The following is a 24019-nucleotide window of genomic DNA, read 5'->3' as shown; positions in this document are numbered from 1 at the left end:
TAAAAATAACCATACAAAGATAACAAAAACACCCCGTTACAGCAAGCAATATCAGGGCTTTTAACAATATATCTTTGCCCCTGTTTTCAAGGACTTCAGCGGTATTATGAACAGGTTAAAATTACCTGCCTGCCACCACACTGATCTCTACATTTACACCTTTGGGCAGCCCTGCTACCTGTACCGTTTCACGCGCGGGAGGGTCTACGGTAAAATAGCCTCCGTATACCTCATTAACTTGTGCAAACTGGCCCATGTCCATCAGGAAAATAGAAGATTTGATCACATTCGAGAAATTCATACCGGCAGCAGCCAGTACCGACTCAAGGTTCTGCATCACCATACGCGTTTCAGCTTGTATATCACCCTCTACCAGGTTACCTGTTTTCGGGTCTATTGCTATCTGTCCTGATACGAACAGCATATCGCCGTATTGAATGGCCTGGTTGTAAGGCCCGATCGGTGCAGGTGCGTTATCTGTACGAATTACTTTCTTTTCCATACACAAATGTAATACTCACCGTACATTTGCAAACCATATATGGCCTATATTTTACACATAGATACTTCGGGAGACACCGGGCTTGTAGCACTGGCAAAGGACGGATCATCCATTGGTGTTATAGAGAACACTGATACACGTAACCATGCGGCAACGTTGAATACCAACATCGAACAATTGCTGCAGCAAAACAGCATCGGCCTGAACGACCTGCACGCCATTGCAGTTTGTGGTGGCCCGGGGTCATACACAGGACTACGCATCGGGCTGGCTACAGCCAAGGGCTTTTGCTATGCACTGGACAAGCCATTGATGATGCACAACAAACTGTTGCTCATGGCTACCCGTCATGCTTACAGTAATGAAGAGGTTGCAAACATTGTCAGTATACTACAGGCCAGAGATAAAGAATACTTTATCGCGGTATATAACAAAAGCCTGCAGGTACTAATAGAACCACGGCACATATTTGAAGAACAATTAGCAAATATTGCTGCTGAAATACCCGGCTCCGGGTTGGTAACAGGGTACATTAATGATGTTATCAGGTCTGTATTTAATGTCCAACCTGAACATGAAAACGGCACTGAGAAGATAGATATTGACAGTTGGGTAAGATATACGTCCGAACAATACAATTGTCATGGTTTTATCACATTGGCATCTGCCGAGCCTTTTTATTTAAAACAAGTTTATACACATAAACCAAAGACAACCAAATAGTTACAAGAGTCACACATTAATAATTTGCGTCAATTTAACGGTGGTTTAACAGAATTCACAAATATATTGTTGTTTCATATTTGCATTTGGTGTATGTTTGCACTCCGTTAATAGAACATATAGTAGGACTATATTATATTAATTAGTTTTTGTATTTTTTTATTATTCATTAGTAAATTTTTTGTAGATGGAAACGACTATGTCAGCAAACACGCTGGTTATTCGTAAAGATGAAGGTTCAAACGAACAAATTAAGCTGGATTACATGGCAGTAAAGAATGCAGCGATGACCTTAAGGGCTATCAACCACAAACTGCGCCAGCAGATCGTTAAGTTGTTGGAAGAGAACAAGCGTATGAATGTTACAGACATTTACGTGAAACTGCGTCTTGAGCAGTCTGTTGCTTCTCAGCACCTGGCTATTCTGCGTCGTGCTAACATCGTTATCACTGAGCGTGATGGTAAGTTCATCCACTATGCACTGAACCATGCTCGCATAGCTGCTGTTGCTAAGTTTGTAAACGAGTTGGTTAACTCTGACGAGGCGTAATCAAACTCAGTTAATAACTAATTAATAAAACCGTCCCGCTGAAAAGTGGGACGGTTTTATTTTACCCCCAGGCGATTATGTGTTTTGTCTATATTCACATATCAACCGATAAAACGCCACTCCTTATATTTGGTATATGTTGAAAGGCATCATCGTATCGCTGGTCATAGTTGGCATCATTGTAACGAACTACCTGCTTTGGAAAAGGAAGCAAAAAAAGCTGGCAGCTTACAAATTGCCGGCAGGTACTACATTCCTCCTGCATAGCTACGTACCCTACTACAGGGCATTGAGCGCAGAAGATAAAGCTATATTTGAGGAACGTATGCGCGATTTCCTGGCGCGAACCAAAGTGACAGGAACAGGAAATGTAGTAGTGCACGATGTTGACCTGGTATTTATTGCAGCCAGTGCTGTCATTCCATTGTTTGGTTACCTGAACTGGCGATACAACAACCTGGATGAGGTACTGTTATACGAAGGGACCTTCAGTAAAAGATACGAACTGGACGGACCGGACAGGAATGTATTAGGCATGGTAGGCGACGGCGTAATGAACCGTGAAATGATTCTTTCCCAACCAGCACTCAGGGCAGGCTACCTGTATCCAGACAATGCACACAATACAGCTATACACGAATTTGCACACCTGATAGACAAAGCCGATGGTGCTACTGACGGTGTGCCGCAATACCTGCTGGACAAGCAAAGTACCAAAGAATGGAAAAGCTATATGCAGGCATATATCAGGGCTATTAAAGAAGGTCTTACAGACATCAACCCTTATGGCGCTACCAGCGAAGCGGAGTTCTTTGCCGTGGTCTCGGAATATTACTTCAAACAGCCTGATCATTTCAAGTCTCAGTACCCTGAACTATACAACATGCTGCACAAAATGTATCAGCCCAAAGCAGCCTGATCATTTTCTGCTGTAAGGATAGTCTATCCGTTGTATCTCCCCGTTTATATCTCCTTCAATATAGGCCAGTATAGTACTGTCAGAGGTTTTGACATAAGTAATGCGCTGCGGAAAATCATGTTCCGCATTTAAAAAGCTGATGGAAGTATCTGTGTAAAAAGCTTCAGCAAAAACTATGGGCTCTCCTCCGTTCTGGTTACTTACAGTCGGGATATACAGCAACATATCTCCCCTCTGTATGATCTCTATCTCTTCGGTAGACATCACTTTACCCGATGAATCGATAAACTTGCCTACGCCCGAGTAACTGGTATCACTATTGCGTATCCACGATTCTGTTACGCTTCCTTCAGGGGTATTCATTTCCCAGTATCCTAATATCCAGCTGATAGATTTCAGCCTGGAACTTTCTTTGGAAGTATTATTGCCACATGCCTGTAGTGATATGCAGGCAGTGGCTACTAAGATTATCTTCTTCATAAATGTCCGGAATTTTACAACCTCGCCCTCCACGGCATGTCTTCAGCACCATTGATATGCGCTATATGCCTGGCCAGTACAAACAAAAAGTCTGACAAGCGATTCAGATAAGTAACAATAAGTTCAGGTACCACTTCGTTTTGCTCCTGCATAGCCACACAAATACGCTCGGCCCTGCGGCAAACACATCGTGCTACATGGGTTGTAGAAGATGCCAGGTTGCCTCCGGGCAGTATAAATGAACGCATCTCGGGCAATGACTCATTCATCTCGTCTATCTTCTGCTCCAGGAATATTACATCTGCCTCATGCAGATCGGGCAATTTCATTTTTATTTCTTTGCCCGGGTCAGTAGCCAGTACCGAACCGATGGTAAACAACCTGTCCTGCACCTCGTGTATCCATTCATTTACAAGTGCATCGTTGGCCATATCGCGCACCATACCCAGGTATGAGTTCAACTCATCTACTGTACCATAACTCTCTATGCGAATATGGTTTTTAGGCACCCTCACGCCACCTATCAGGCTGGTACTTCCTTTGTCTCCTGTTTTAGTATATATCTTAAATGCCATAATAACCCCAACCCCAATAGGGGCTAAATTGTTTTAACTGTTTATGATCTCTTTAGGAGTCCGGGTAGTATCACTTTCTACCACACCATCTCTTATCCTGACTATCCGGTTGGTAAAGTTGGCAATATCCTCCTCGTGTGTTACCAGCATTACTGTATTGCCCTGGGCGTGTATATCACCAAACAACTCCATGATCTCTTCCGATGTTTTGGTATCCAGGTTACCTGTAGGTTCATCTGCCAGTATTATTGACGGATTATTGATAAGTGCCCTTGCTACAGCAACACGCTGGCTCTGTCCACCCGATAACTCATTAGGTTTGTGATGCGCCCTGTCCGAAAGGCCTACTTTATCCAGCATGGCCCTGGCTTGCTCTTCCCTGTCTTTTTTGCTTATTCCGGCATAGATAAGCGGCAGTGCTACATTCTCCCATGCTGTCAGCCTTGGCAGCAGGTTGAACTGCTGGAACACAAAACCTATTTCTGTATTGCGTACATCAGCCAACTCATCATCAGTCATTTTGCTTACATCATGACCATTCAGGATATACCTGCCTCTGCTCAGTGTATCTAAACAGCCTATAATATTCATCAGGGTAGATTTGCCCGAACCGGATGGTCCCATAAGTGAGATATACTCATTCTGCACTACGGTAAGGTCTATACCTTTTAATACAGGTAGTTCCTGTTTACCCAGGTAGTAGCTCTTGTGTATATCGTTCAGACTGATGACTTCCTTCATAATTCCTTATGCTTCAAAAATGTGCAGGTTTCCAAAAATACAGATAATTTTATGCTTCGGTTTTGTTATTATGCACTTATGGTCTGTTTCCCCAACTGCAAGATAAACTTAGGATTATATATCACCAATCGCCGCCCGGATGGTTACCACGACCTGGAGACGGTATTCTACCCCATCAAAGGGCTGAACGATGCATTGGAGGTAGTTCCTGCAACAGGCCCAATGCCCAAGCTGGTACTGAATGGTAAAAACATTGCGGGCAACCCGGAACAAAACCTCGTATGGAAAGCCTATGAACTGCTACAACAAAGATTTCCGGCAAAGGTTCCGGCACTCGATATATACCTGCTGAAAGCAATACCCATGGGTGCCGGGCTGGGTGGTGGCTCTGCCGATGGTGCTTTTATGTTACGCCTGCTGAATGACTATTGCAGGCTGGAACTTTCTGATAAATATTTAGCAGAGATGGCACTGGAGCTGGGTAGTGACTGTCCCTTCTTTATATACAACACACCACATTTTGCCAAAGGCCGCGGGGAACAGATGAGCCCCATACCGATGCTTGACCTGTCAGCTTACAGTATTCAATTGATATGCCCTGAAGTACATATTTCCACTAAGGATGCATTCAGCATGATAACGCCACGCAAACCCATGTTCGACCTGAGAAAATTACCGGAACTTCCTATATCTCAATGGAAAGACAATGTCAGTAACGACTTTGAAGATGCCGTATTCATGCAACACCCCGAACTGGGCAAAATAAAAAGAGAATTATACGAGCAAGGAGCAGTATTCGCCTCTATGAGTGGCAGTGGCAGTACTTTATATGGTATTTTTGAAAAAGGGGCTAAAGCAGAGATAGTTTCCGGGCTACAGTTCACCATACACTACTTTGAATAAAGTATCAGGTATTGAACTTAGGCAAAGTTCTCACTTTTATCTTTTCTTCATGTTGTGTTTCTGATTGCAAACTACCGTCAGTGTTATATTTTTTCCAAATGCCGGCTTTCCTGAACTTGTAGCGCATACCCTGCTCCATTACCTTACCACTTTCACAATAATACCAGGTAGCCAGCCCGTAGGGTTTGTGTTTGTACTCTATACCCTCGTAGGTCACGTTACCATGCGTACAGTATTCATGCACCAATGCAAAATTGGTATCTTCAGCATACTGTGCTGTATACAGGGTTACTCCGGCAGTGTTCTTTATTACTCGTTCTACCAGGCTGCCCTTGCTGTACTTCAACTCTATTCGTGCTCCTTCATTCAGGTCAATATCTTCCCACGTGCTGTCAATAGTGGATTCATTATGTTCCAGCACTTCTTCTTTTATGTTTTCCTGCCAGTCAAGTATCTTATCCTTGTTGGTGCTCCCGCACGAACATATACCTGCCAAAAACAAACAATAAACAGCCAATATTCTTTTGCTCAACTTAGCACCTTAATTTTTAGTTACCTCACGTATTTCCAACCTCTCATTTCTTGATATAGCTCCGGGGTTTATTCCTGGTTCACCTTCAGGTACGGCTATGCCCAGCTCTTTATAGTAATTTATCCAGAATGGCATCAACTCACCCGTCTCAGGATCTGTGAAGGTCATCTCATTCAGCGGAAAAACTATACTATCTCCATTCGCTTCTTTAAAGCATTCATACACCAGCTCAGAACAGTAATAGCTGTCATCTCCCATCGTAAAGGCATTATCGTAAGCCTTGCCAATATATTTTTCTGATAACTCTGCACTCTTTAAAGCTAGTTTCTTATCACCCTTCAGCCTTCCTATCAATACTTTTGGATGCCCCTCACCGTCTTTACTCCTGGCAAGGAAACTATCGATACTTACCGCCTGTACTTTACCATATGCTTCCACAACTTTCAGCTGTCCATCTACCTCGGCAACAATACCACAGTGCGAAAAATCATGACCGTTCACACCTTCGGTTACTTTTTCTATTGCATCGCATGGCGCACCGCAATCAAGGTCCTGAAACAGGATATCACCTGCCTGTATGTTATAAACAGTATTACCCGCCTGCCTGCTGCCACAAGCTGCAAGTAATAAAATTGAAATAATAAAAACAGAACTCTTAAACATTGCTGATAAAAAAATAGCCGCTATCGGTGCGACAGCGGCTAATATAAATAATGTAGTAAAACCTATTTTACTTCTGCAACCAGCTTTTTGAAAGTCTCCGGCTCATTCATAGCCAGATCAGCCAGTACTTTACGGTTCAGATCGATGCCTTTAGCACTCAATTTGCCCATAAATTGTGAATAGCTCATACCTTCTTCACGAACTGCAGCGTTGATACGTGCTATCCATAATGTGCGGTATTCGCGTTTTTTCAGTTTGCGGCCTACATATTTGTAGCCCAACCCTTTTTCTAATACGTTTTTAGCAACGGTATAAACGTTTTTACGTTTACCGTAGAAGCCTTTGGCTTGCTTCAGTATTTTTTTCCTTCTTGCACGAGACGCTACTGCGTTAACTGAACGTGGCATAATTTTTACATTTAACCCACCCTATGGCAGGATGGTTGCTTATTAATAATATTTTTTCAAAAACCTCAGCCCTGCGGGCTTACGGTAAAATTATTAACCTTTAAGACCCAGCATGCGTTTTACCAGGCTCTCATTAGCCGGATGTACATATGCTGACTGACGCAAGTGACGCTTGCGCTTTGTTGCTTTTTTAGTCAATAAGTGGCTTTTAAAAGCCTTAAATCTGCGTATTTTCCCGCTTGCTGTTAACTTAAAAGTTTTCTTCGCGCGAGAATGTGTCTTAACCTTCGGCATGGACTAAATTTTGGGATGGCAAAGGTAGCACAAATAATAATTCTTCCAAAAATAAATTGTGCCCGGATCATAGATAATGGATAGCTGATATTGGATGTTGGATATTTAGATAGTGGAGCTGGATTACTGACACATCAATACCAGATGGTTAATAGCCGATTATACTATAACGTATATTTACATATGGCTTAAGGTTGGAATTTATTATTTCAAATTTGAATCTTTGCATATGTCGTCTTACAGCCACTTTCCCAAATAAATCCATTATTTTAGCGAACAGAAAGAGACGTTACATGCCTATATTACGATTCAGAGCTTATTGGGAAGAAGACGACCTGGTATACAGGGACATTGAGATAAAATCAGGACAAACATTCCTGGAGCTGCATAAAGCTATTATCCAGGCCTATGAGTTTGACGGGAAGCATACGGCCTCGTTCTGGGAAAGTAATGAACGTTGGGACCGTGGGCTGGAACTGAACTCAGAAGTATTGGTGAACAAAAAAGGCGCTCCGGCACTGTCTATGTCGCGTACACCGGTCTCTGCACTTACTTCTACCCCCGACCATAAGTTTGTGTACGAATACGATCCTGCTAAAAAGTGGACCTTCCTCATTGAACTGATAGGTATTACCCCGGATGAGAGTTCTAGGATCACCTACCCTCATGTGCTGCGCAAAGAGGGTGTTGGCCCTGCACAGTATGGCGTAAAGGGTGTGAACATGGACAAACTCCTGGAAATAGAAGAAAAGTACGACCTGGGTGCTGATGCGGAAGGCTTTGGTAGTGAAGGTGAAGACTTGCCGACCGATGATGGGAGCGGACTTGAGGATTAAACACTCGTGAACTCCAAAACAAATACGGTTTATATTATTGCCGGCCCCACAGCGGTAGGCAAAACGGCTATTGCTATTCAATTGGCTCAGGCCTTAGGGACTTCTATCATCTCTGCCGACAGCCGACAGTGTTACCGGGAGATGACCATAGGTACAGCCAAACCCAGCGAGGAAGAACTGGCTGCTGTACCTCACTACTTCATCAACAGCCACTCCGTTACCGACCACCTCAGTACTGCCGACTTTGAACAGCTGGCACTCCAATACCTGGACGAAATATTTAAAACGAACAATACAGCAGTGGTATGCGGTGGAACCGGCCTGTACATAAAAAGCCTGTGCGAAGGCATAGACGAAATGCCTGATGTTGATGCTGCTATTGAGCATCAAGTAAACGACCAATACAAGGCAAATGGTATAGAGTGGCTGCAAAAGACCGTTGAAACGGAAGACCCTGACTTTTATAAAACAGGAGAGATACATAATCCTGTGAGGCTGATAAGAGCTTTGTCATTTATACGCAGTACAGGCAAGAGCATTACAGAATACAGAACAGGTACTAAAAAGGAACGTCCTTTCAATATTATCAAGATAGCACTGGAGCTGCCACGCGAAATACTGTACGACCGTATCAACCGCCGTGTAGATATTATGATGGAAAAAGGCCTGTTGGAAGAAGCAACGGCACTATACCCGCAACGGCATTTAAAGAACCTGCAGACCGTAGGCTACTCTGAAATATTCGATTACCTGGATGGCAAATGTACACTTGACGAAGCCATAGATAAAATAAAACAGCATAGCCGCAACTATGCCAAGCGTCAGCTTACCTGGTTCAGGAAAGATAAGGAGTTTCATTGGCTGCAAGCAGATGAGACAGATATCACATCTAAAATATTGGCAAGTATTTAACTTCTGAAAAGATAAAGGGTTTTATTCACCAACGCTTTCCATACAAATATCATTAATAACATAACTACATAAATTCAAAGATCATTTCTTTGCACATCCATATGTAAGATACATAGTTAATATTAGGACGCACTCTTTAAACTATCAGCAATATCCTTACCCTTCAATACTTATAGCGTGTTTTTATATCCAACAGTCAAATAAAAAAACATGTCTACTCAACTATAAACATTTGCAGGATATTACTTATGAAAGTATTTTTGTTATTATTAATATCGTTGACTATGCTATTTGCAGCATCGGCATCAAATTCATTTTTCCCTGTGGAGCATGCTGTCTTACATTATAGGTTGATAGGGTTCACGGTCCCTGCTCATCACAAAGTAACACATTACAGGCTCGAGATATTTGAACCTTACAATACGGACAGTGATCAAGGAGCATCAAGGAAACTAATAACAAAAGAGACGCATAGTAACAGGATAATAGCGACAGTGCCGGAGTTTGGTCATAATTATTCATGGAAAATAACATACCTGAAAAAGAACAGGGTACTGGCTACTACTCCTGAATATCATTTTTCAGTTGCAGCAAACCCCTTTTCTGATACTAATACGACACGCTTAAGAATTATTGATAGTGCAACATGGTACTATGACCTGTGCATGTTTTTCGATAACACAAGATCGTTGTATAATATTTCAGGCGAAGCCCTATGGTATCTGCCGGTAATACCGGGAATAACTGACAGTTCCTGTGGTCGTATCCGTGACTTGAAAATGACAAAAGATGGTACTATCACATTCATGACAGAAAAGAATGTTCATGAAATAGACTACAATGGAAATGTGTTATGGTCGGGGCCGAACGACGAGCTCTTAAGTAGAGATACCACTGAACAATATCACCACGAAATAACCAAGCTATCAAATGGGCACTATATGGTAATCGGGAATAAGCTCATCAATGAGCAGCACGTGCAACCAGCCGAAGGGAAACAACTACCTGATCCATCTCACGAACATACAGACGAAACATATACACCCTGCGGCACTGTAGTAGAGTATAATAGCCAACAGCAGATAGTATGGACATGGAACTCCTGCGATTATCTGCATGCCGGAGACCCGCAAACACACTTCAATGCATTCTATTTTGATGAAGATAAAAATGTGTTTTATACCAGCTACAGGAATATTAGCCTGGTGGTCAAAGCCGCATACCCTTCAGGCGAAGTACTGGCCCGCTATGGTGCAGCCGTAAACGGTACACCTTGGGGCAATGGCATGTTCTACTCCCAGCACAATTGTAGTATTAACAGCAATGGAGACCTCTGTCTTTTCAACAACAACTTTAATATGCTGAGCACAGACCCTAAATACAATGATAACCGGGTATCATCAGTCATTGTATTTCATGAGCCTGCTACAAAAACTGACTCACTCAAAAAGCTATGGGAGTTTTCTTGTGACATAGACACATTTGCGCCGGCTATCACTTCGGGCGGGGGAAGTATGTATGAGCTGGACAGTGGCGATTACCTGGTGTGTATGGGATTATCCAACAGGGATTTTATTGTATCAAATGACAAAAAGATACTCTGGAATGTTCTTACTGAAACGTACTCCTGCGAATGGAAACCTCTGGCAGGATATAGGGTTTGCCCTGTAAGAAAGAAAGACCTGCGTAAGCTACTGTTCCGCTAAAAGAAAAGACGCTCTGTATGAGCGTCTTTTCTTTTGTATTGACCCTTTACCAATTAATGATGGTGGTGCTCATCGTGTGCGCTTTGCAGCTTGAAGAATGAGTCCTCATCTATTTCTTTGTCTACTAATTTGAACTTAGTTTCCAGGAAAGTGAATAGTTTGTCGAACAACAGGCGGCGGTAAGTTTCGTCCATGGTCTTCTCGTCCTTCATCACCTTAGCCATATACTCGTCCATCCATGGAGTATCTTCAGCAGCTTCAGGGCCCATACCGAAGTAAGCCAGTACGCGTGCTTTGATATCGTCCATCACCTCTTCGCGGCTCACTTTGATATCATTTTCCAGTATCAGTTTATCAGATATCAGTGTCCAGCGCAGCTGGTGGTCAAAACCCGGGTATTCCTGCTCAACCTCTTCAGCCGTTTTGGTCTTTTCGCTACCCTCCTGCAACCAACGCTTCAGGAAATCTACAGGCAGGTCGATGTTAGTGCTGTGTACCAGCAGTTCGTACATTTCGCTTTGCAGGCGCTCGCGCGACATGCGGTCGTACTCTTTACCCAACTCTTTTGCCAGCAGTTCACGGAAAGAAGCTTCATCTTTCACCTCAGCATTCTGAAACACCTGTGCGTACAACTCTTCATTTACTTCGTGCGGTATCAGCAGGCTCACTTTTGTGAGGGTCATTTTGTAATAGTTCTCCGCAGCTTCCACACCCAGCTTCAGGCTGTCTTTCATGAATACAGGCAGCTCTTCTTCTGTACAAACAGCTTTAGGCTGTATCACAACTGTGTCTTCTGCTTTCTTACCCATGATTAGCTCCTGTATCTTTACAGGCAGCTTATCCATAAGTTCTGTATCTTCTATTTTAGCCGCACCTTCTACCAGGTTACCATCTGCATCACACTGCTCAAAAGTGCTGTAGATGATATCTTCTTTATTGGTAACAGTTTCCTGTGGTTCAGCTTTACCAAAACGGCGTTGCAGACGTACTATCTCGTCGTCCAGCAGCTTGTCAGAAACCAGCACTTTGTAGCGTGTCAGTTCTTTTTTACCATTCAGCGCATCCAGTTCAAACTCCGGCTTCAGGCCTATCTCGAAAGTAAAGTCCACATCGCTGGGGTTGTTCATATCCAGCGTTTGCGGTGTACCTTCCCTCATAGCCATAGGTTGAGCGAATATCTGCAGTTTTTCATTCTTCAGGTATTCTTCTACCTGTGTACCTGCAGCACGCAGTACCTCATCTGTAAATATAGACTGGCCATACATTTTACGCACCATACCAGAAGGTACCATGCCCTTACGGAAACCCGGTACATTAATATTCTTAGCGTATTGCTTCAAAGACTTTTCAAAAGAAGGCGTGTAGTCCTCTTTTGTCAGCTTAACGATCACTTTGTCATGCAGTTTGCCAATCGTTTCACGTGTTACCGTTGCCATTTTCTGCTCTTGTTTTTAGTTTTAAAAAAAGCCGATACGAGGATCGGCTGATTATTGAGTGTGCGGGTGGAGGGACTCGAACCCCCAAGCCTCGCGGCACTAGATCCTAAGTCTAGCGTGTCTACCAATTTCACCACACCCGCTTTTGGGACGGCAAAGGTAGTATTTTTTTACACTCAAAATACTTGCAATAAAACAAATTCTTAATAGGGTGAAAAACTGCTGTTTATCCTGTCGAAATTCCGGTAATATCTCGAATTGTCATGTAATTAACATTTTTGTTGGCTCAGTTTCCGTTCTTTATGAATTGTCATTAATTTCATGTTTAGAAATCAAAACCACCTGATTATGATACGTAAAGACACCAAAGCAAGCATCCTGGTCGTAGAAGACGAAGAAAGCCTGAGAGAGGCGCTAAAACTGAACCTTGAATTAGAAGGTTATGAAGTAACCACCGTAGACAACGGTCCCGACGTACTCAAAGTAGTCAAGAATGAATATTTTGACCTGATCATATTAGATATTATGCTGCCGGATATGGACGGTATCACCGTTTGCGAGACCATCAGGGTACAGCACAATGAGGTACCTATCATGTTCCTGTCTGCCCGCAACAGCACAGCAGACAAAGTAGAAGGCCTCAAAAAAGGCGGCGATGACTACCTGACCAAACCTTTCAACCTGGAGGAGCTGCTGCTAAGGGTAGACAAGCTGATAGTTAAGAACAAAAAGATACACGACCCCCATACCGTACCCGATGTATATGAATTTGATGGATGTAAGATAGATTTCGCAGCCCACGAGTGTTTAGACCATAAGGGGGATAAACACGAGCTGAGCAAAAAAGAGGCCGCCCTGCTGAAATTGCTGATAGAGCATGAAAGCCAGGTAGTATCCCGTGAGCACATATTACAGATAGTATGGGGCTATAATGTATACCCTACCACACGTACTATTGACAACTTTATACTGAACTTCAGGAAGCATTTTGAGGAGGACAGCCGTAACCCCAAACATTTCCATTCAGTACGGGGTATTGGATATAAGTTTACCGCATGATTGCACCTTTAAAACTTTTTAGTATTTTCATAGCCGAATTACTTGAAAGAAAAATCCTGACATGCGTAAATATATATTTTTTGCTGTTGTAATTGCTGTCATCGCCGTTGCTTGTAAACAGGACAGGAACCTAGTAAAAGCCACAGTGGTTGATACCGGCGATATAGCCCTGAACGGTTGCGGATACCTGCTGAAAATTGAAGGTGAAGACAGACTGATGCGTCCTTCGAATCTGCCCACAGCATATATGCACGATGGATATAAGGTAAAAGTAAAGTACGACTCTGACGGCGGTGGCGAGGTTTGCGCCATATACCCGAAATATGATTTCATCGAGATCATACAGCTGACGGTAATTAAACCTGACCTGAACTAATCTTCGAACACCCGCCACCCAAGTTTGTGGATATAACCATCGCCTGACCGCTCCAGGACTATTGTTGAGTAGGTTTGGGTCTGTTCATTAAAATTACCTGCCTCAATCATTGCAGGATACAATAAGCCATTTTCAGAGGTGTTAAATAGGTTACTTTTTGACACCTCTCTTTTTTTGGTTATCTTATAGAATATCGCGTTGGTACTTTCATAGTTTTTATCAGCACTGTTGGAATACATGGAATCAACACCTGAGGCCAGATTTTTGTGGTCGTTAGATGGGAGGTCATTGTACAATACATAGCAATCTCCTTTGGGACTCATGAAAGATTTGTGAGACACAAACTGGTACAGCCAGTCAGAATTGGGGTCTGCCCGCCTGAACAGGCGTGCACTTTTCTCCCTGTTATGCAGGTCGTAAGAGGTAAGCACATTTTCCACGAACTGCTTTTTAGGCAGAATAACAGACCATGTTTCTTCTCCCATGTCATTCATTGTGGTTACAACAATATGCCCTATCAATGTACGGTTGGTGGTGATATTCTTTATGCGGAGTTTAAGTACGTTCTCCTCCGAGATCAGGGTCGTCATACCATATTTATTAGTATAAGCAGTCATTGGTATCGGCGCTATAAAAGTTGTCGTATCACCGGTCTGGTCTTGCAGGTATTTATTGGCCATTTTATGCGATATACCCGTATACTTCATACTAGAGATATCTGCCTTGTTATACATGAGCATAAAGGGTTCATATACCTCACGCGTAAGAGTCTGCAGGCCATTTTTATAGTATATCGTCATGGCATTCACCAGGAACAAATTCAGCATACCGCCAAAATCATTGTAGGTATACATCGAAAAATACGGCGCAGTATTGGCCGGTAGTTTTGTGACCACGCTGGAGAAAGCCGTAGATCCGTCGGGCAAATAGCATAACGCCAGGAACCTGTCGATGTCATTGGGGAAATGAATGATCTTTTTGTAAGTGAGGGTTACAACGTACGATCCATCGTTGCCGCACTGTGTGCTGACGTGCTCCACGAAATCGTAGTCATCCATACTAATAGGAACAGGGACCTCATGAGCCATGGTATGCTTTTCGTCAAAAACAAGCAGTTTCAGCGTCTCTTTAAAATTTGCCTCCAGGTCTTTCATACAAAAAACAGCATACCCGCCTTTGACAGTATTTCTCACGACACTGTACGTGTTTCTTGCTTTGAAGCTGGGTGATCGTACCAATGCCTCTTCCTTAATGATCTTGCCTGTTTGAGCATCAAAGCGCAGGAGCATAAGAGTATTATTATTCAGGATAGACTGGGTGAAGAACAATGCAGCTTCACCATTGATATCATAAAGACCATTGAACTCTGACAGTTCCAGGTCACCACAATCAAAGGTCTTCCCAAGGAATTTCTCGCTGGCTACCTCCTTACGGTCTTTATCAAAAACCTTTACCAGTATCGACTTTCGAGGTTCAAAATGAAAGAGGAGCGTGTTGCCGTTTGAGACTTGCAGGACCTTATTCCAGCCGGTGTTGGGCATATCTATGGCTTCGCTCAGTTCCACCTTGTCGGCATAAACAGTATTAGTACACAGTAACAGGCTAAGAACAGCCAGTAGGGTTCTATAGTTCATATGCAGAGTTTTGAGTGCCGAAAAATAATAACCTGATCAGTATTCTGCAAGAAAACGCCTCATCAATATGAATTGATGAGGCGTATAAATATCAACATTGTTATTGTTATGCTTCCGCATCCATGTAGGCAGAAACCGGTTCGCAGGTACAAACCAGGTTACGGTCGCCGTAGGTATTGTTGACACGGGCAACAGAAGGCCAGAACTTATTGTTCCTTACCCATACCAGCGGATAAGCCGCTTCTTCCCTGCTGTAAGCATGTGTCCACTCGTTGGCGGTAACCACGAACTGTGTATGCGGAGCGTTTTTCAGCGGGTTGTCCGTTTTGTCAGCCTTACCATTCTCAACAGCGGCTATCTCTGCACGTATCTGTAGCAGTGCATCGCAGAAACGATCCAGCTCGCCTTTATCCTCACTTTCTGTTGGCTCTATCATGATAGTACCGGGAACAGGGAAACTCATAGTAGGAGCATGGAAACCATAGTCTATCAACCTTTTGGCTACATCTTCAGCTTCGATACCTGCTGTTTTCTTGAACGGGCGCAGGTCAACAATGAACTCGTGCGCACATGTGCCGCCGCTACCGGTATATAATATATCAAAATCGTTCTGCAGGCGGGCACGCATATAGTTAGCATTCAGGATAGCATAAATACTTGCGTCCTTAACACCTTGTGCACCCAACAGGCGGATATATGCATAAGAAATAAGCAGGATACTGGCAGAACCGTAAGGAGCAGCAGACACTGCATGACCCGGCTGGCCGTGGCTGCTCTGAACATGACCCGGCAGGAATGGCGCCAGATGCTGACGAACACAGATAGGCCCCATGCCGGGACCACCACCACCGTGAGGTATAGCGAATGTTTTGTGCAGGTTCAGGTGGCAGACATCGGCGCCGATAAGGCCTGGAGCGGTTAAGCCCACCTGTGCGTTCATATTGGCACCATCCATATATACTTGTCCACCATGCTGGTGAACGATATTTGTGATGTCTTTTATTGTCTCTTCGTACACACCGTAGGTAGAAGGATAAGTCACCATGATACCTGCCAGGTTATCAGCATGCTGTGCTGCTTTTGCTTTCAGGTCTTCTACGTCTATATATCCGTTCTCAAGTGCCTTAACCACTACTACTTTGTAACCCACCATTACTGCTGATGCAGGGTTGGTACCGTGTGCGGATATAGGTATCAACATTACATCACGGTGTTTATCGCCACGGCTTTCGTGGTAGCCACGAATAGCCAGCAGACCGGCATACTCGCCTTGTGCACCACTGTTGGGCTGCAAGCTACAAGCGTCGAACTTGGTTATCTCGCACAGATATGCTGACAGATCTTTTACTATCCTGTGGTAACCTTCGGCCTGGTCGGCCGGAACGAATGGGTGTACTTTGCTCCAATGTGCCCAGCTGAGTGGTATCATCTGAGCAGCGGCGTTCAGCTTCATGGTACAAGAACCCAGAGATATCATACTGGTATTCAATGCCAGATCTTTGTTCTCCAGCATTTTCATATAGCGCATCATCAGCGTTTCGCTGTGATAGCTGTTGAAAACAGGATTAGACAAGAATTGAGAAGTACGTGTAAGCGCAGTAGGAATGTTGGTCAGTGCCAGCTCATTGCTGATATCAAACACTACTGCCTCTTCATTGTTCATGAATATATTGACGATATCAGCGATATCGGTCAGGTTGGTTGTCTCGTCGAGCGAGATACCTACCATTGTATTATCGGGGAAGTACCTGAAATTGATACCGGCTATCTCTGCCCTTGTTTTAATCACATCGGCCTGCGGTACTTTCACTACTACAGTATCAAAGAAAGATTCAGACAGGATATTAAAGCCTGCAATCTTCAGTTCTGCCGCCAGTGTGCTGGCCAGTACCGATACGCGTTTTGCGATGTCTTTCAGCCCGTCAGGACCATGGTATACGGCATACATAGCCGCCATGTTGGCCAGTAGTGCCTGTGCGGTACATATATTAGATGTAGCACGCTCGCGCTTGATATGCTGCTCACGTGTCTGCAGTGCCATACGCAGCGCGCGGTTGCCCTGTGCATCGATACTTACACCGATGATACGGCCGGGCATCTGGCGTTTGAAGTCGTCCGTAGAAGCCATGAAAGCCGCGTGCGGACCACCGAAACCTAAAGGAACACCGAAGCGTTGTGCGCTACCTAATGCTACATCAGCACCCAGCTCGCCGGGAGATGTAAGTAATGTCAGTGCCAGCAGATCCGTAGCCATTGCTACATAAGCACCTGCTGCATGTACCTTTTCAATAAACGACCTGTAATCTTCGATAGAACCTTTATCGTTAGGATATTGCACCAACGCACCAAAGTAGTTGTTATCTATCTCAGCCGTTTTGTAATCGCCAAAAACCAGCTCAATACCCAATGGTGTGGCACGCGTGATGACCACATCTTTGGTTTGCGGGAATGTTTCGTTATCAATAAAGAGCTTGTTGCGCTCAGGATTGTAGTGGTCTTTGTTCAGCGTGCTGAAGAACATAGACATCGCCTCAGCGGCAGCCGTACCTTCGTCCAGCAGAGAAGCGTTGGCCAAAGGCAGGCCTGTCAGGTCAGAGATCATCGTCTGGTAGTTCAGCAGGCTTTCCAGGCGGCCTTGTGATATTTCTGCCTGGTATGGGGTATATGAAGTGTACCAACCCGGATTCTCAAACAGGTTGCGCAGTATCACGTTCGGCGTCAGGGTATCGTAATAGCCCTGGCCTATGTACGTTTTGTTCAGTTTATTTTTCATGGAGGTTTCCTTCAGCTGGTTGAGGAATTCAGCCTCGCTTTGAGATGCGGGTATAGCCAAAGGCCCATCCATACGTATAGCCTGGGGAACGGTACGCGATATCAGGTCTTCGAGTGAAGATACGCCGATAGTCTTGAGCATCTGCTCTGTCTCATGCTCATCGGGGCCCATGTGGCGACCGATAAACTCCTGGTTCTGTTTAGAAAATAACTCCATGATTGCCTTGAAAAATTAAGAATATGCAAATGTAGCGGGATACTGCGTATTTGCAAAGTTCCAAGATGATAATATAGGCTGCTTTTATGGCTGTATATGGTTTTATTTCATCTGTCAGTTCACTCATGCAATTCTTTAATCATGTGATGGGTGTTTTGTGCACCTTGTGTGTCAACCCTGCCTACCGGCAGACAGGCCCCTTTGTCCTGATAGCTACCAGGATGTTCTGGTTTGTTGTGGAATTTCCTCCTATCCCCCTGAAGGGGGGTAACTATATACAATTTTACACTTAATTATGTTATATAAATTACACATTATTATTATATAAATAGTATATAGCTTTTGTATAACCATTTTGGTTATCTTTGCACCGACAAATATTTCAACCCAGATATGCAGCAAGAACTTGATACGCTCAAAAAAGAGCTTGACGAAACCCGTAAAGCGGTAGGTTTCATTATCCATTTGCTTGATAAAATGAATGCTACTATTGAAGATGGGTTTGAGAATGTGAATAAGAGATTATCAGAACTGGAGGGTAAAAATGGTATGCAGGGTGTAAACAAGCAATTGGGTGATATAAAAGGCGAACTACAAAAGATACAAAAAGCATACCCATATGACGATTACATAAAGAATATAGATGCTATCCAAAAGGGGGAAGCTTAAAAGCTACTTATTACATTCAACTTAAAAGCCCCTATTCGGGGCTTTTGTCTTTATCTTCTTTTGGGTTAAAGTTGAGTGCTTGTATTAACTTGTTGTCAAAATCTGTTCTTTTTGGCTTAGGTAATTTATCCTGCCTTAACTTTTTTCGGATAGCTAATACCTCCCTGGCTGATTTGACTTGCATCATATCTCCAAGTTGTTTTTCGAAATCTGAATATTCCCCCAAGTCTTGTTTTTCATGGAATAGGTCAGATTCATTACTTCTTATAACCTCCCCTTTTTCAGTTCTCATTATATCGCCTACAAGGTTAGCTAACTTTAACGCGTTTACCTCTCCCTGCATCTGTAAAAAATCCCATACGGCGTTTCTTACAGCTTCATACGTATCAAGCATTAGTACTTTATCGCTTTTCTTTTGAGTAAGCATCTTCCTTGTCAATGCAATATTATTATCAATGCAATATTGCATAATCCTATCATTAATGGTCTTTGGGTCTATATCAAGGATTTCGTTACGCCACTTATGAAAGTCCCTAAACGGGTTTTTTGAGCTGCTTTGAGATGCGTACACCTCTTTATGCGCATCCTCAACCATCTCTTGATGTGCAACAAATTTAAAAACCTCTTTTAGCCGTATTAATGCTAAAATTTGGTCATGATTAAGCAAGTCATATGAATACTTTTGACGCTCAACCTCTTTTAATCTTTGAATTTCTTCTACTAAAAAAAGTTCAAATTCGGGGCTTAGCCAAGCGGCAAACTTTATAGCTATATCCTTATGGGCATACGTGCCTATTTTCCCTGTTTCTCTTGTAAATATGCCCTTTGCGTTTGTTACATCTATATAGTATTTCAAAGATAAGCTACTGCCTTGGTCTTTAGCTTTCTGCAATACGGTGCCCATTTGGGCACCGCTAAATTTTGGGTTATGCTTTTCTTCCCAAACCTTTAAAAATGCTAATGTTTGCTGATTTTTAAGCCATGACTTAATTGACTTTCGGTTGCCCTTCCATGCATTAGCCATTTCGGTTAGGTTAACATAATCGTCCCTTTCGTCAGAAAATAAGGTTATGCTATTGCCCTGATATTTAATTATTGAGTCCTTATTATTAGCCATTGGTCAATTTTTTATACGTTAACCTTTTCGTTGAGTTTGAAAGTAATAAATTAAAACGGTTGCATTCATTATCGTGACGGGTATTGAACCTGAATGATAATTCATTGGCGTATTTCTGAATGTGCTTACCGCTTACATAATGGTAAGTACCTATTACCATACGGTCAAACATTGAAAATATACCCTCTATGCTGTTGGTATGTATTACAGCGTCCCTTACATATTCTTTCCTGCTATGGTCTACTGTCTCATGTGAAAGAAAGTGATTTTTAGCGGTACGGTAAGAGCCTGACAGGTCAGTAAGTAATACGCTGTCAGTAGCTACATTCTCTAATACGGCTGGGAATATTCCTGTTTTCTCAACGTGCTGTAACCTTAATTCGCCACCACGTACCAAGTAACCCATAATCATATGCTTATTGTCATTAGCGCCCCTTGCGCCTACTTCTTTCCTTTTCTTATGGGTCATGTTTTTCATTTTGCCGCCCACATAGGTTTCGTCAACCTCAACCATTTGACCGCCACCGCCTATTTTACCATCTTCATTATCGCTATCGGTAATGCCAAAGCAGTTACGGATACGTTGCAGCATAAACCAAGCTGTCTTTTGAGTAATATCTAAATCACGGGATAATTGCATGGAGCTAATGCCCTTTTTGTGGGCTGTTATCAGGTAGATAGCTAAGAACCATTTTTGAAGCTCAACCTTAGTATTATCGAATAATGTTTGGGTACGTACATTGAAGTATTTACCAGTGTTTTTGCAACGGTATTTATTGCCCTTACAGTTATATACTTTACTTTCAGGGTCAAAAGGAGATACTACATTACCATTCCAGCGCAATTGCTCTAAATGGTCAATACATGTTTGTTCGTCAGGGAAAGCCTTTATTAACTCTAAAACCGATTTGAATTCTGTGTTTATCATAACTATCTCCTTTGATAAAACAAAGGTAGTAGTTATTTACACAACTACCAAATTATTTTGTGTAAAATTGTATATAGTTACCCGATTTTGAGCAGGTGTCGTTGATGCCTTTGTCGCTCTCCTGTTTTTGTGGAACGTCACTACCAGGGTATGTAGTTTGTTGCTTTGAATTGCGAAATTTCCCCCTATCCCCCTGAAGGGGTGACCCAGATTGTATATTTCCCGGTGCGAGTACTCCTCCCTCGCCTGGCTGAACATTGATTCGGGCAGGTCCTCCATCGGGAATTGTTGTTTCATTCCCGTAGCTGTCGTTTTGTTGTTTTTTGTTGTGATTTTGAACTATTCTTTTATCCGGGTAGTGGCCGGCGAGTTTGCTGTCTTCGCGTAAGGCGGCGAGCATCTGGTTGATAGTGGGCGAAATGTACTGGCTGCATTGAGTACAGTTCTTGCCCTTGTATTTCTGCTCTACGTACATTTCGCCGGTGGCTATCAGTTTCAGTATGCGGCGTTTCTCGTAAATAGTGAGCAGTTCTTCGCGGTATTTCTCTTTCAGTTCCTGCTCTACCTCGTGGCGAATGGCATCGCGGGTCTCGTTAATGTATTCCGCTATTTCGGGTATGCGCAGCAGGCGGTTGGCAGCCGACATAATAGTGTCGTAATTTCTACCCGTTCCGTAAGCTCTGTTGTAAGCTACCAGTTTGCCGTTACCACGCAGGTATTCTTTCACAAAAATGAATTGTTTCTGGTTCATGGTTTTGGGGGATTTAGATATTTGATGATAAATGTTGAATTTCAAATTATTAACAACAAAAATAAATATTTAAATTGTTAAATACAAATTTAATTTTATTCGTGTATATAGATGGAGACCACCAATATTGTAAGCGGCTACTATACATATTTCCTGCGCAGGCGTAATGCTGCGTCCGGTAAGTAGTAAGTGAATATGTACTTTGTAGAAACTTAATAGCCCCTTTAGCGGGCAGGGTATACATTATTTTATATCTTAAAGCTTCAATAGAACAGGATGAAGCAGTTTCTTTTGATATGGTTGGTTGCCTTATACCCGGTGGCAAGTACTAATGCTCAGAAGCTGTACGGGCAGGCAGCAATTGATTCTATGTTGTCGGAGCTCCCCAAGGCTGAGGAAGATAGCAACAAGGTAAAGTTGCTGAACGTGATAGGTTTTCAGCTGTATGCTGTAGACCCTGATAAAGGTATCAAGTATGGCGACACGGCACTTGCATTGGCAAAGGAACTGAAATGGGAAAAAGGCATAGCAGATGCATACAAGATCATTGGCATCAATTATACATTAAAAGGGGATTATTCAATGGCGCTGGATCATTACACGCGTGCTTTTAAACAGTATGAAGCAATAGGTGATGATCAGGGTGTAGCCACGGTGGGCAGCAATATGAGCCAGGTGTTCGACTTGCAGGGCAATTATCCCAAAGCGCTGGAATATGCACTGGATGCCCTGTCTATCATTGAAAAGACAAAAACTGACAACAGCAGCCTGGGCAACACACTCAACACAGTAGGCACTATTTACAGTAACCTGGGGAACCACCTCAAAGCATTGGAATATCACCTGAGATCATATAAATACTATGTAGATAAGGATCATAAAACCGGGCAGGCCAACCTTGCATGTAATATAGGCATAGACTATATGGGCCTGGGAGATAACAAAAAAGCACTGGAGTACTATACCATTGCCAGGAAGATGGCCGAAGAAACAGATGATATGTCTGTATATATTTCCACCACTATCAATGTAAGCCAGCTTTATGCTGATCAAAAAGACTACCTGGCTGCGCTGACCTATGTACAAAGCGCATTACAAAAATCGAGAGCATTCGGCAGCAAGAACCACATTGTATACTGTTTCGGGATATTGGGGGATATATATCTTGGGATGGCAATAGATGGTGGCACTGTTTCAAAATCTATGATGCAACCTGTTGCAGACCTACCGAAAGCTGACATTCCTCAAGGACGGGCAGCACTTTTGGCCGCAGCAATAACATGTCTGCAGGAGCGGCTGGCCTTGAGTCTTGAAATGGGTGACCTTATCAGCACAAAGGCAAGCTATGAAGTATTATCCAAAGCGTACGAGTTGAAAGGTGACTTTAAGAAGTCGTTGGAAGCGCATAAACAGTACCTTGTTTTTAAAGACTCATTATTCAACAAAGAGAATACGGAGAAAATAGCGAAACGGGAAGTACAGGCAGAATATGAGAAAAAACAGATAGCAGACAGCATCCAGAATGCAGAAGCACAGAAGCTGGCGGATGTAAAGCTGCAACGCCAGCGTACTATGACCTACAGCGGCATTGGGGTAGCAGTACTTTTGCTAGCATTCAGTGTTTTTATATTCCGAAACAATAAAAAGCTGGGTGTGGAGAAAGAGAAATCGGAAACCCTGTTGTATAACATTCTCCCCGAGGAAGTGGCGTATGAACTGAAAGAGCGCGGAGCTACCACCGCACAACACTATGATAATGTTACGGTACTCTTCACTGACTTTGTGAACTTCACCACAGCAGGTGAGCGTATGGGGTCGCAGGCACTGGTAGAGGAATTGCACAACTGTTTTAAGGCCTTTGACGGCATCATGGAAAAGTATGGTATTGAAAAAATAAAGACAATTGGTGATGCATATTTAGCCGTTTGCGGATTGCCGACGGCTGATGAACAACATGCAGAAAAAGTAGTACATGCAGCAAAGGACATACTGCAATTTATGCTGAACAGGCGTACACAGTTAGGAGACAAAACATTTGAGATACGCATAGGCGTGCACAGTGGTGAGGTAGTAGCAGGTATAGTTGGCGTAAAAAAGTTTGCCTATGATATATGGGGCGATACAGTGAACACTGCTGCACGTATGGAACAGAACAGCACAGCAGGGCACATCAATATCTCGCAAACCACTTACGAATTGGTGCAAGACAAATTTACATGCACCTATCGTGGCGAACTGGAAGCCAAGAACAAGGGTAAATTGAAGATGTATTTTGTGGAAGTCAACACGTCAACATAACATTAAAACTCTTGCAGGC

The 24019-nt window shown here is 43.1% G+C and carries 25 protein-coding genes and 1 tRNA gene; 11 read left to right on the top strand and 15 right to left on the bottom strand.

Going from position 1 to position 24019, the window contains the following annotated elements; all coding sequences use genetic code 11:
• Nucleotides 1-121: 121 nt before the first annotated feature.
• Nucleotides 122-502 carry a RidA family protein gene (locus H6550_02510; GenBank protein MCB9044991.1) on the bottom strand — a complete coding sequence of 127 codons (381 nt, stop codon included), beginning with the start codon at nucleotides 500-502 and terminating at the stop codon, nucleotides 122-124.
• 39 nt (nucleotides 503-541) lie between these two features.
• Here H6550_02510 and tsaB point away from each other — a divergent pair, with 39 nt between their 5' ends.
• From tsaB to H6550_02495, 3 genes are all read left to right on the top strand, one after another.
• Nucleotides 542-1225: a tRNA (adenosine(37)-N6)-threonylcarbamoyltransferase complex dimerization subunit type 1 TsaB gene (gene tsaB / locus H6550_02505; GenBank protein MCB9044990.1), complete on the top strand. Its 684-nt coding sequence runs from the start codon at nucleotides 542-544 to the stop codon at nucleotides 1223-1225.
• A 187-nt stretch (nucleotides 1226-1412) separates the two neighbouring features.
• Nucleotides 1413-1775 carry a helix-turn-helix transcriptional regulator gene (locus H6550_02500; GenBank protein ID MCB9044989.1) on the top strand — a complete coding sequence of 121 codons (363 nt, stop codon included), beginning with the start codon at nucleotides 1413-1415 and terminating at the stop codon, nucleotides 1773-1775.
• 136 nt (nucleotides 1776-1911) lie between these two features.
• On the top strand, nucleotides 1912-2694 hold the full coding sequence (locus H6550_02495; protein ID MCB9044988.1) for a zinc-dependent peptidase: 783 nt from the start codon (nucleotides 1912-1914) through the stop codon (nucleotides 2692-2694).
• Here the strand turns inward: H6550_02495 and H6550_02490 are convergent, their stop codons facing one another.
• From H6550_02490 to H6550_02480, 3 genes are read right to left on the bottom strand one after another with little or no spacing between them, the layout of a single operon-like run.
• Nucleotides 2695-3174 carry a hypothetical protein gene (locus H6550_02490; protein MCB9044987.1) on the bottom strand — a complete coding sequence of 160 codons (480 nt, stop codon included), beginning with the start codon at nucleotides 3172-3174 and terminating at the stop codon, nucleotides 2695-2697. It lies immediately after the preceding gene.
• Between the two features lie 14 nt (nucleotides 3175-3188).
• Nucleotides 3189-3749 carry a cob(I)yrinic acid a,c-diamide adenosyltransferase gene (locus H6550_02485; protein ID MCB9044986.1) on the bottom strand — a complete coding sequence of 187 codons (561 nt, stop codon included), beginning with the start codon at nucleotides 3747-3749 and terminating at the stop codon, nucleotides 3189-3191.
• A gap of 33 nt (nucleotides 3750-3782) precedes the next feature.
• A complete protein-coding gene (locus H6550_02480; protein MCB9044985.1) occupies nucleotides 3783-4490 on the bottom strand; it encodes an ABC transporter ATP-binding protein in 708 nt (235 codons plus the stop codon).
• A gap of 78 nt (nucleotides 4491-4568) precedes the next feature.
• Between H6550_02480 and H6550_02475 the strand changes: the two genes are divergently transcribed.
• A complete protein-coding gene (locus H6550_02475) occupies nucleotides 4569-5393 on the top strand; it encodes a 4-(cytidine 5'-diphospho)-2-C-methyl-D-erythritol kinase (protein MCB9044984.1) in 825 nt (274 codons plus the stop codon).
• A 4-nt stretch (nucleotides 5394-5397) separates the two neighbouring features.
• Here H6550_02475 and H6550_02470 read toward each other — a convergent pair whose 3' ends face one another.
• From H6550_02470 to rpmI, 4 genes are all read right to left on the bottom strand, one after another.
• The gene (locus H6550_02470; protein ID MCB9044983.1) at nucleotides 5398-5889 is read right to left on the bottom strand and encodes a hypothetical protein; all 492 of its coding nucleotides are present in this window, start codon (nucleotides 5887-5889) and stop codon (nucleotides 5398-5400) included.
• 45 nt (nucleotides 5890-5934) lie between these two features.
• Nucleotides 5935-6588 carry a hypothetical protein gene (locus H6550_02465; GenBank protein ID MCB9044982.1) on the bottom strand — a complete coding sequence of 218 codons (654 nt, stop codon included), beginning with the start codon at nucleotides 6586-6588 and terminating at the stop codon, nucleotides 5935-5937.
• 62 nt (nucleotides 6589-6650) lie between these two features.
• The gene (rplT, locus tag H6550_02460) at nucleotides 6651-6995 is read right to left on the bottom strand and encodes a 50S ribosomal protein L20 (protein MCB9044981.1); all 345 of its coding nucleotides are present in this window, start codon (nucleotides 6993-6995) and stop codon (nucleotides 6651-6653) included.
• A gap of 93 nt (nucleotides 6996-7088) precedes the next feature.
• Nucleotides 7089-7289 carry a 50S ribosomal protein L35 gene (gene rpmI / locus H6550_02455; GenBank protein ID MCB9044980.1) on the bottom strand — a complete coding sequence of 67 codons (201 nt, stop codon included), beginning with the start codon at nucleotides 7287-7289 and terminating at the stop codon, nucleotides 7089-7091.
• 293 nt (nucleotides 7290-7582) lie between these two features.
• On the opposite strand from rpmI, the gene H6550_02450 reads away from it, so the two are divergent.
• The 3 genes from H6550_02450 to H6550_02440 all read left to right on the top strand — a co-directional run bounded on the left by H6550_02450 (nucleotide 7583) and on the right by H6550_02440 (nucleotide 10743).
• Complete coding sequence (locus H6550_02450) at nucleotides 7583-8125, top strand: hypothetical protein (GenBank protein MCB9044979.1); 543 nt, start codon at nucleotides 7583-7585, stop codon at nucleotides 8123-8125.
• Between the two features lie 6 nt (nucleotides 8126-8131).
• Entirely contained in the window at nucleotides 8132-9037 is a 906-nt protein-coding gene (miaA, locus tag H6550_02445) for a tRNA (adenosine(37)-N6)-dimethylallyltransferase MiaA (protein MCB9044978.1), read from the top strand.
• A gap of 284 nt (nucleotides 9038-9321) precedes the next feature.
• Entirely contained in the window at nucleotides 9322-10743 is a 1422-nt protein-coding gene (locus H6550_02440) for an aryl-sulfate sulfotransferase (protein MCB9044977.1), read from the top strand.
• A 53-nt stretch (nucleotides 10744-10796) separates the two neighbouring features.
• Here H6550_02440 and H6550_02435 read toward each other — a convergent pair whose 3' ends face one another.
• On the bottom strand, nucleotides 10797-12179 hold the full coding sequence (locus H6550_02435; GenBank protein ID MCB9044976.1) for a trigger factor: 1383 nt from the start codon (nucleotides 12177-12179) through the stop codon (nucleotides 10797-10799).
• Nucleotides 12180-12240: 61 nt separating this feature from the next.
• Nucleotides 12241-12322: transfer RNA gene (locus H6550_02430), tRNA-Leu, on the bottom strand.
• A 205-nt stretch (nucleotides 12323-12527) separates the two neighbouring features.
• On the opposite strand from H6550_02430, the gene H6550_02425 reads away from it, so the two are divergent.
• Nucleotides 12528-13238, top strand: a complete 711-nt coding sequence (locus tag H6550_02425; GenBank protein ID MCB9044975.1) for a response regulator transcription factor — start codon at nucleotides 12528-12530, stop codon at nucleotides 13236-13238.
• A 61-nt stretch (nucleotides 13239-13299) separates the two neighbouring features.
• Nucleotides 13300-13614, top strand: coding sequence for a hypothetical protein (locus H6550_02420; protein MCB9044974.1), 315 nt, complete (start codon nucleotides 13300-13302; stop codon nucleotides 13612-13614).
• Here the strand turns inward: H6550_02420 and H6550_02415 are convergent.
• Together H6550_02415 and gcvP are read right to left on the bottom strand one after the other, a co-directional pair.
• Nucleotides 13611-15248, bottom strand: a complete 1638-nt coding sequence (locus tag H6550_02415; protein MCB9044973.1) for a hypothetical protein — start codon at nucleotides 15246-15248, stop codon at nucleotides 13611-13613. The two genes, H6550_02420 and H6550_02415, sit on opposite strands and share 4 nt — an antisense overlap.
• 106 nt (nucleotides 15249-15354) lie before the next feature.
• Nucleotides 15355-18237 carry an aminomethyl-transferring glycine dehydrogenase gene (gene gcvP, locus H6550_02410; protein MCB9044972.1) on the bottom strand — a complete coding sequence of 961 codons (2883 nt, stop codon included), beginning with the start codon at nucleotides 18235-18237 and terminating at the stop codon, nucleotides 15355-15357.
• 393 nt (nucleotides 18238-18630) lie between these two features.
• Between gcvP and H6550_02405 the strand changes: the two genes are divergently transcribed.
• On the top strand, nucleotides 18631-18906 hold the full coding sequence (locus H6550_02405) for a hypothetical protein (protein ID MCB9044971.1): 276 nt from the start codon (nucleotides 18631-18633) through the stop codon (nucleotides 18904-18906).
• A 31-nt stretch (nucleotides 18907-18937) separates the two neighbouring features.
• On the opposite strand, the gene H6550_02400 is transcribed toward H6550_02405, so the two are convergent.
• From H6550_02400 to H6550_02390, 3 genes are read right to left on the bottom strand one after another with little or no spacing between them, the layout of a single operon-like run.
• A complete protein-coding gene (locus H6550_02400) occupies nucleotides 18938-20023 on the bottom strand; it encodes a KilA-N domain-containing protein (GenBank protein MCB9044970.1) in 1086 nt (361 codons plus the stop codon).
• A complete protein-coding gene (locus tag H6550_02395; protein ID MCB9044969.1) occupies nucleotides 20016-20948 on the bottom strand; it encodes an IS1595 family transposase in 933 nt (310 codons plus the stop codon). Before H6550_02395 ends, H6550_02400 begins: the two co-directional genes overlap by 8 nt.
• A gap of 55 nt (nucleotides 20949-21003) precedes the next feature.
• Nucleotides 21004-21702 (bottom strand): terminase small subunit, encoded by a 699-nt coding sequence (locus H6550_02390; GenBank protein MCB9044968.1) that lies wholly within the window; start codon nucleotides 21700-21702, stop codon nucleotides 21004-21006.
• Between the two features lie 276 nt (nucleotides 21703-21978).
• Here H6550_02390 and H6550_02385 point away from each other — a divergent pair, with 276 nt between their 5' ends.
• Complete coding sequence (locus tag H6550_02385) at nucleotides 21979-24000, top strand: tetratricopeptide repeat protein (GenBank protein MCB9044967.1); 2022 nt, start codon at nucleotides 21979-21981, stop codon at nucleotides 23998-24000.
• Nucleotides 24001-24019: the final 19 nt, after the last annotated feature.

Source organism: Chitinophagales bacterium (genome assembly GCA_020636495.1).
In the GTDB taxonomy this organism is placed as follows: Bacteria; Bacteroidota; Bacteroidia; order Chitinophagales; family Chitinophagaceae; genus UBA5543.
Note: the sequence above shows the minus strand (reverse complement) of the source record. Positions and strands in the feature narration are given on the sequence as shown.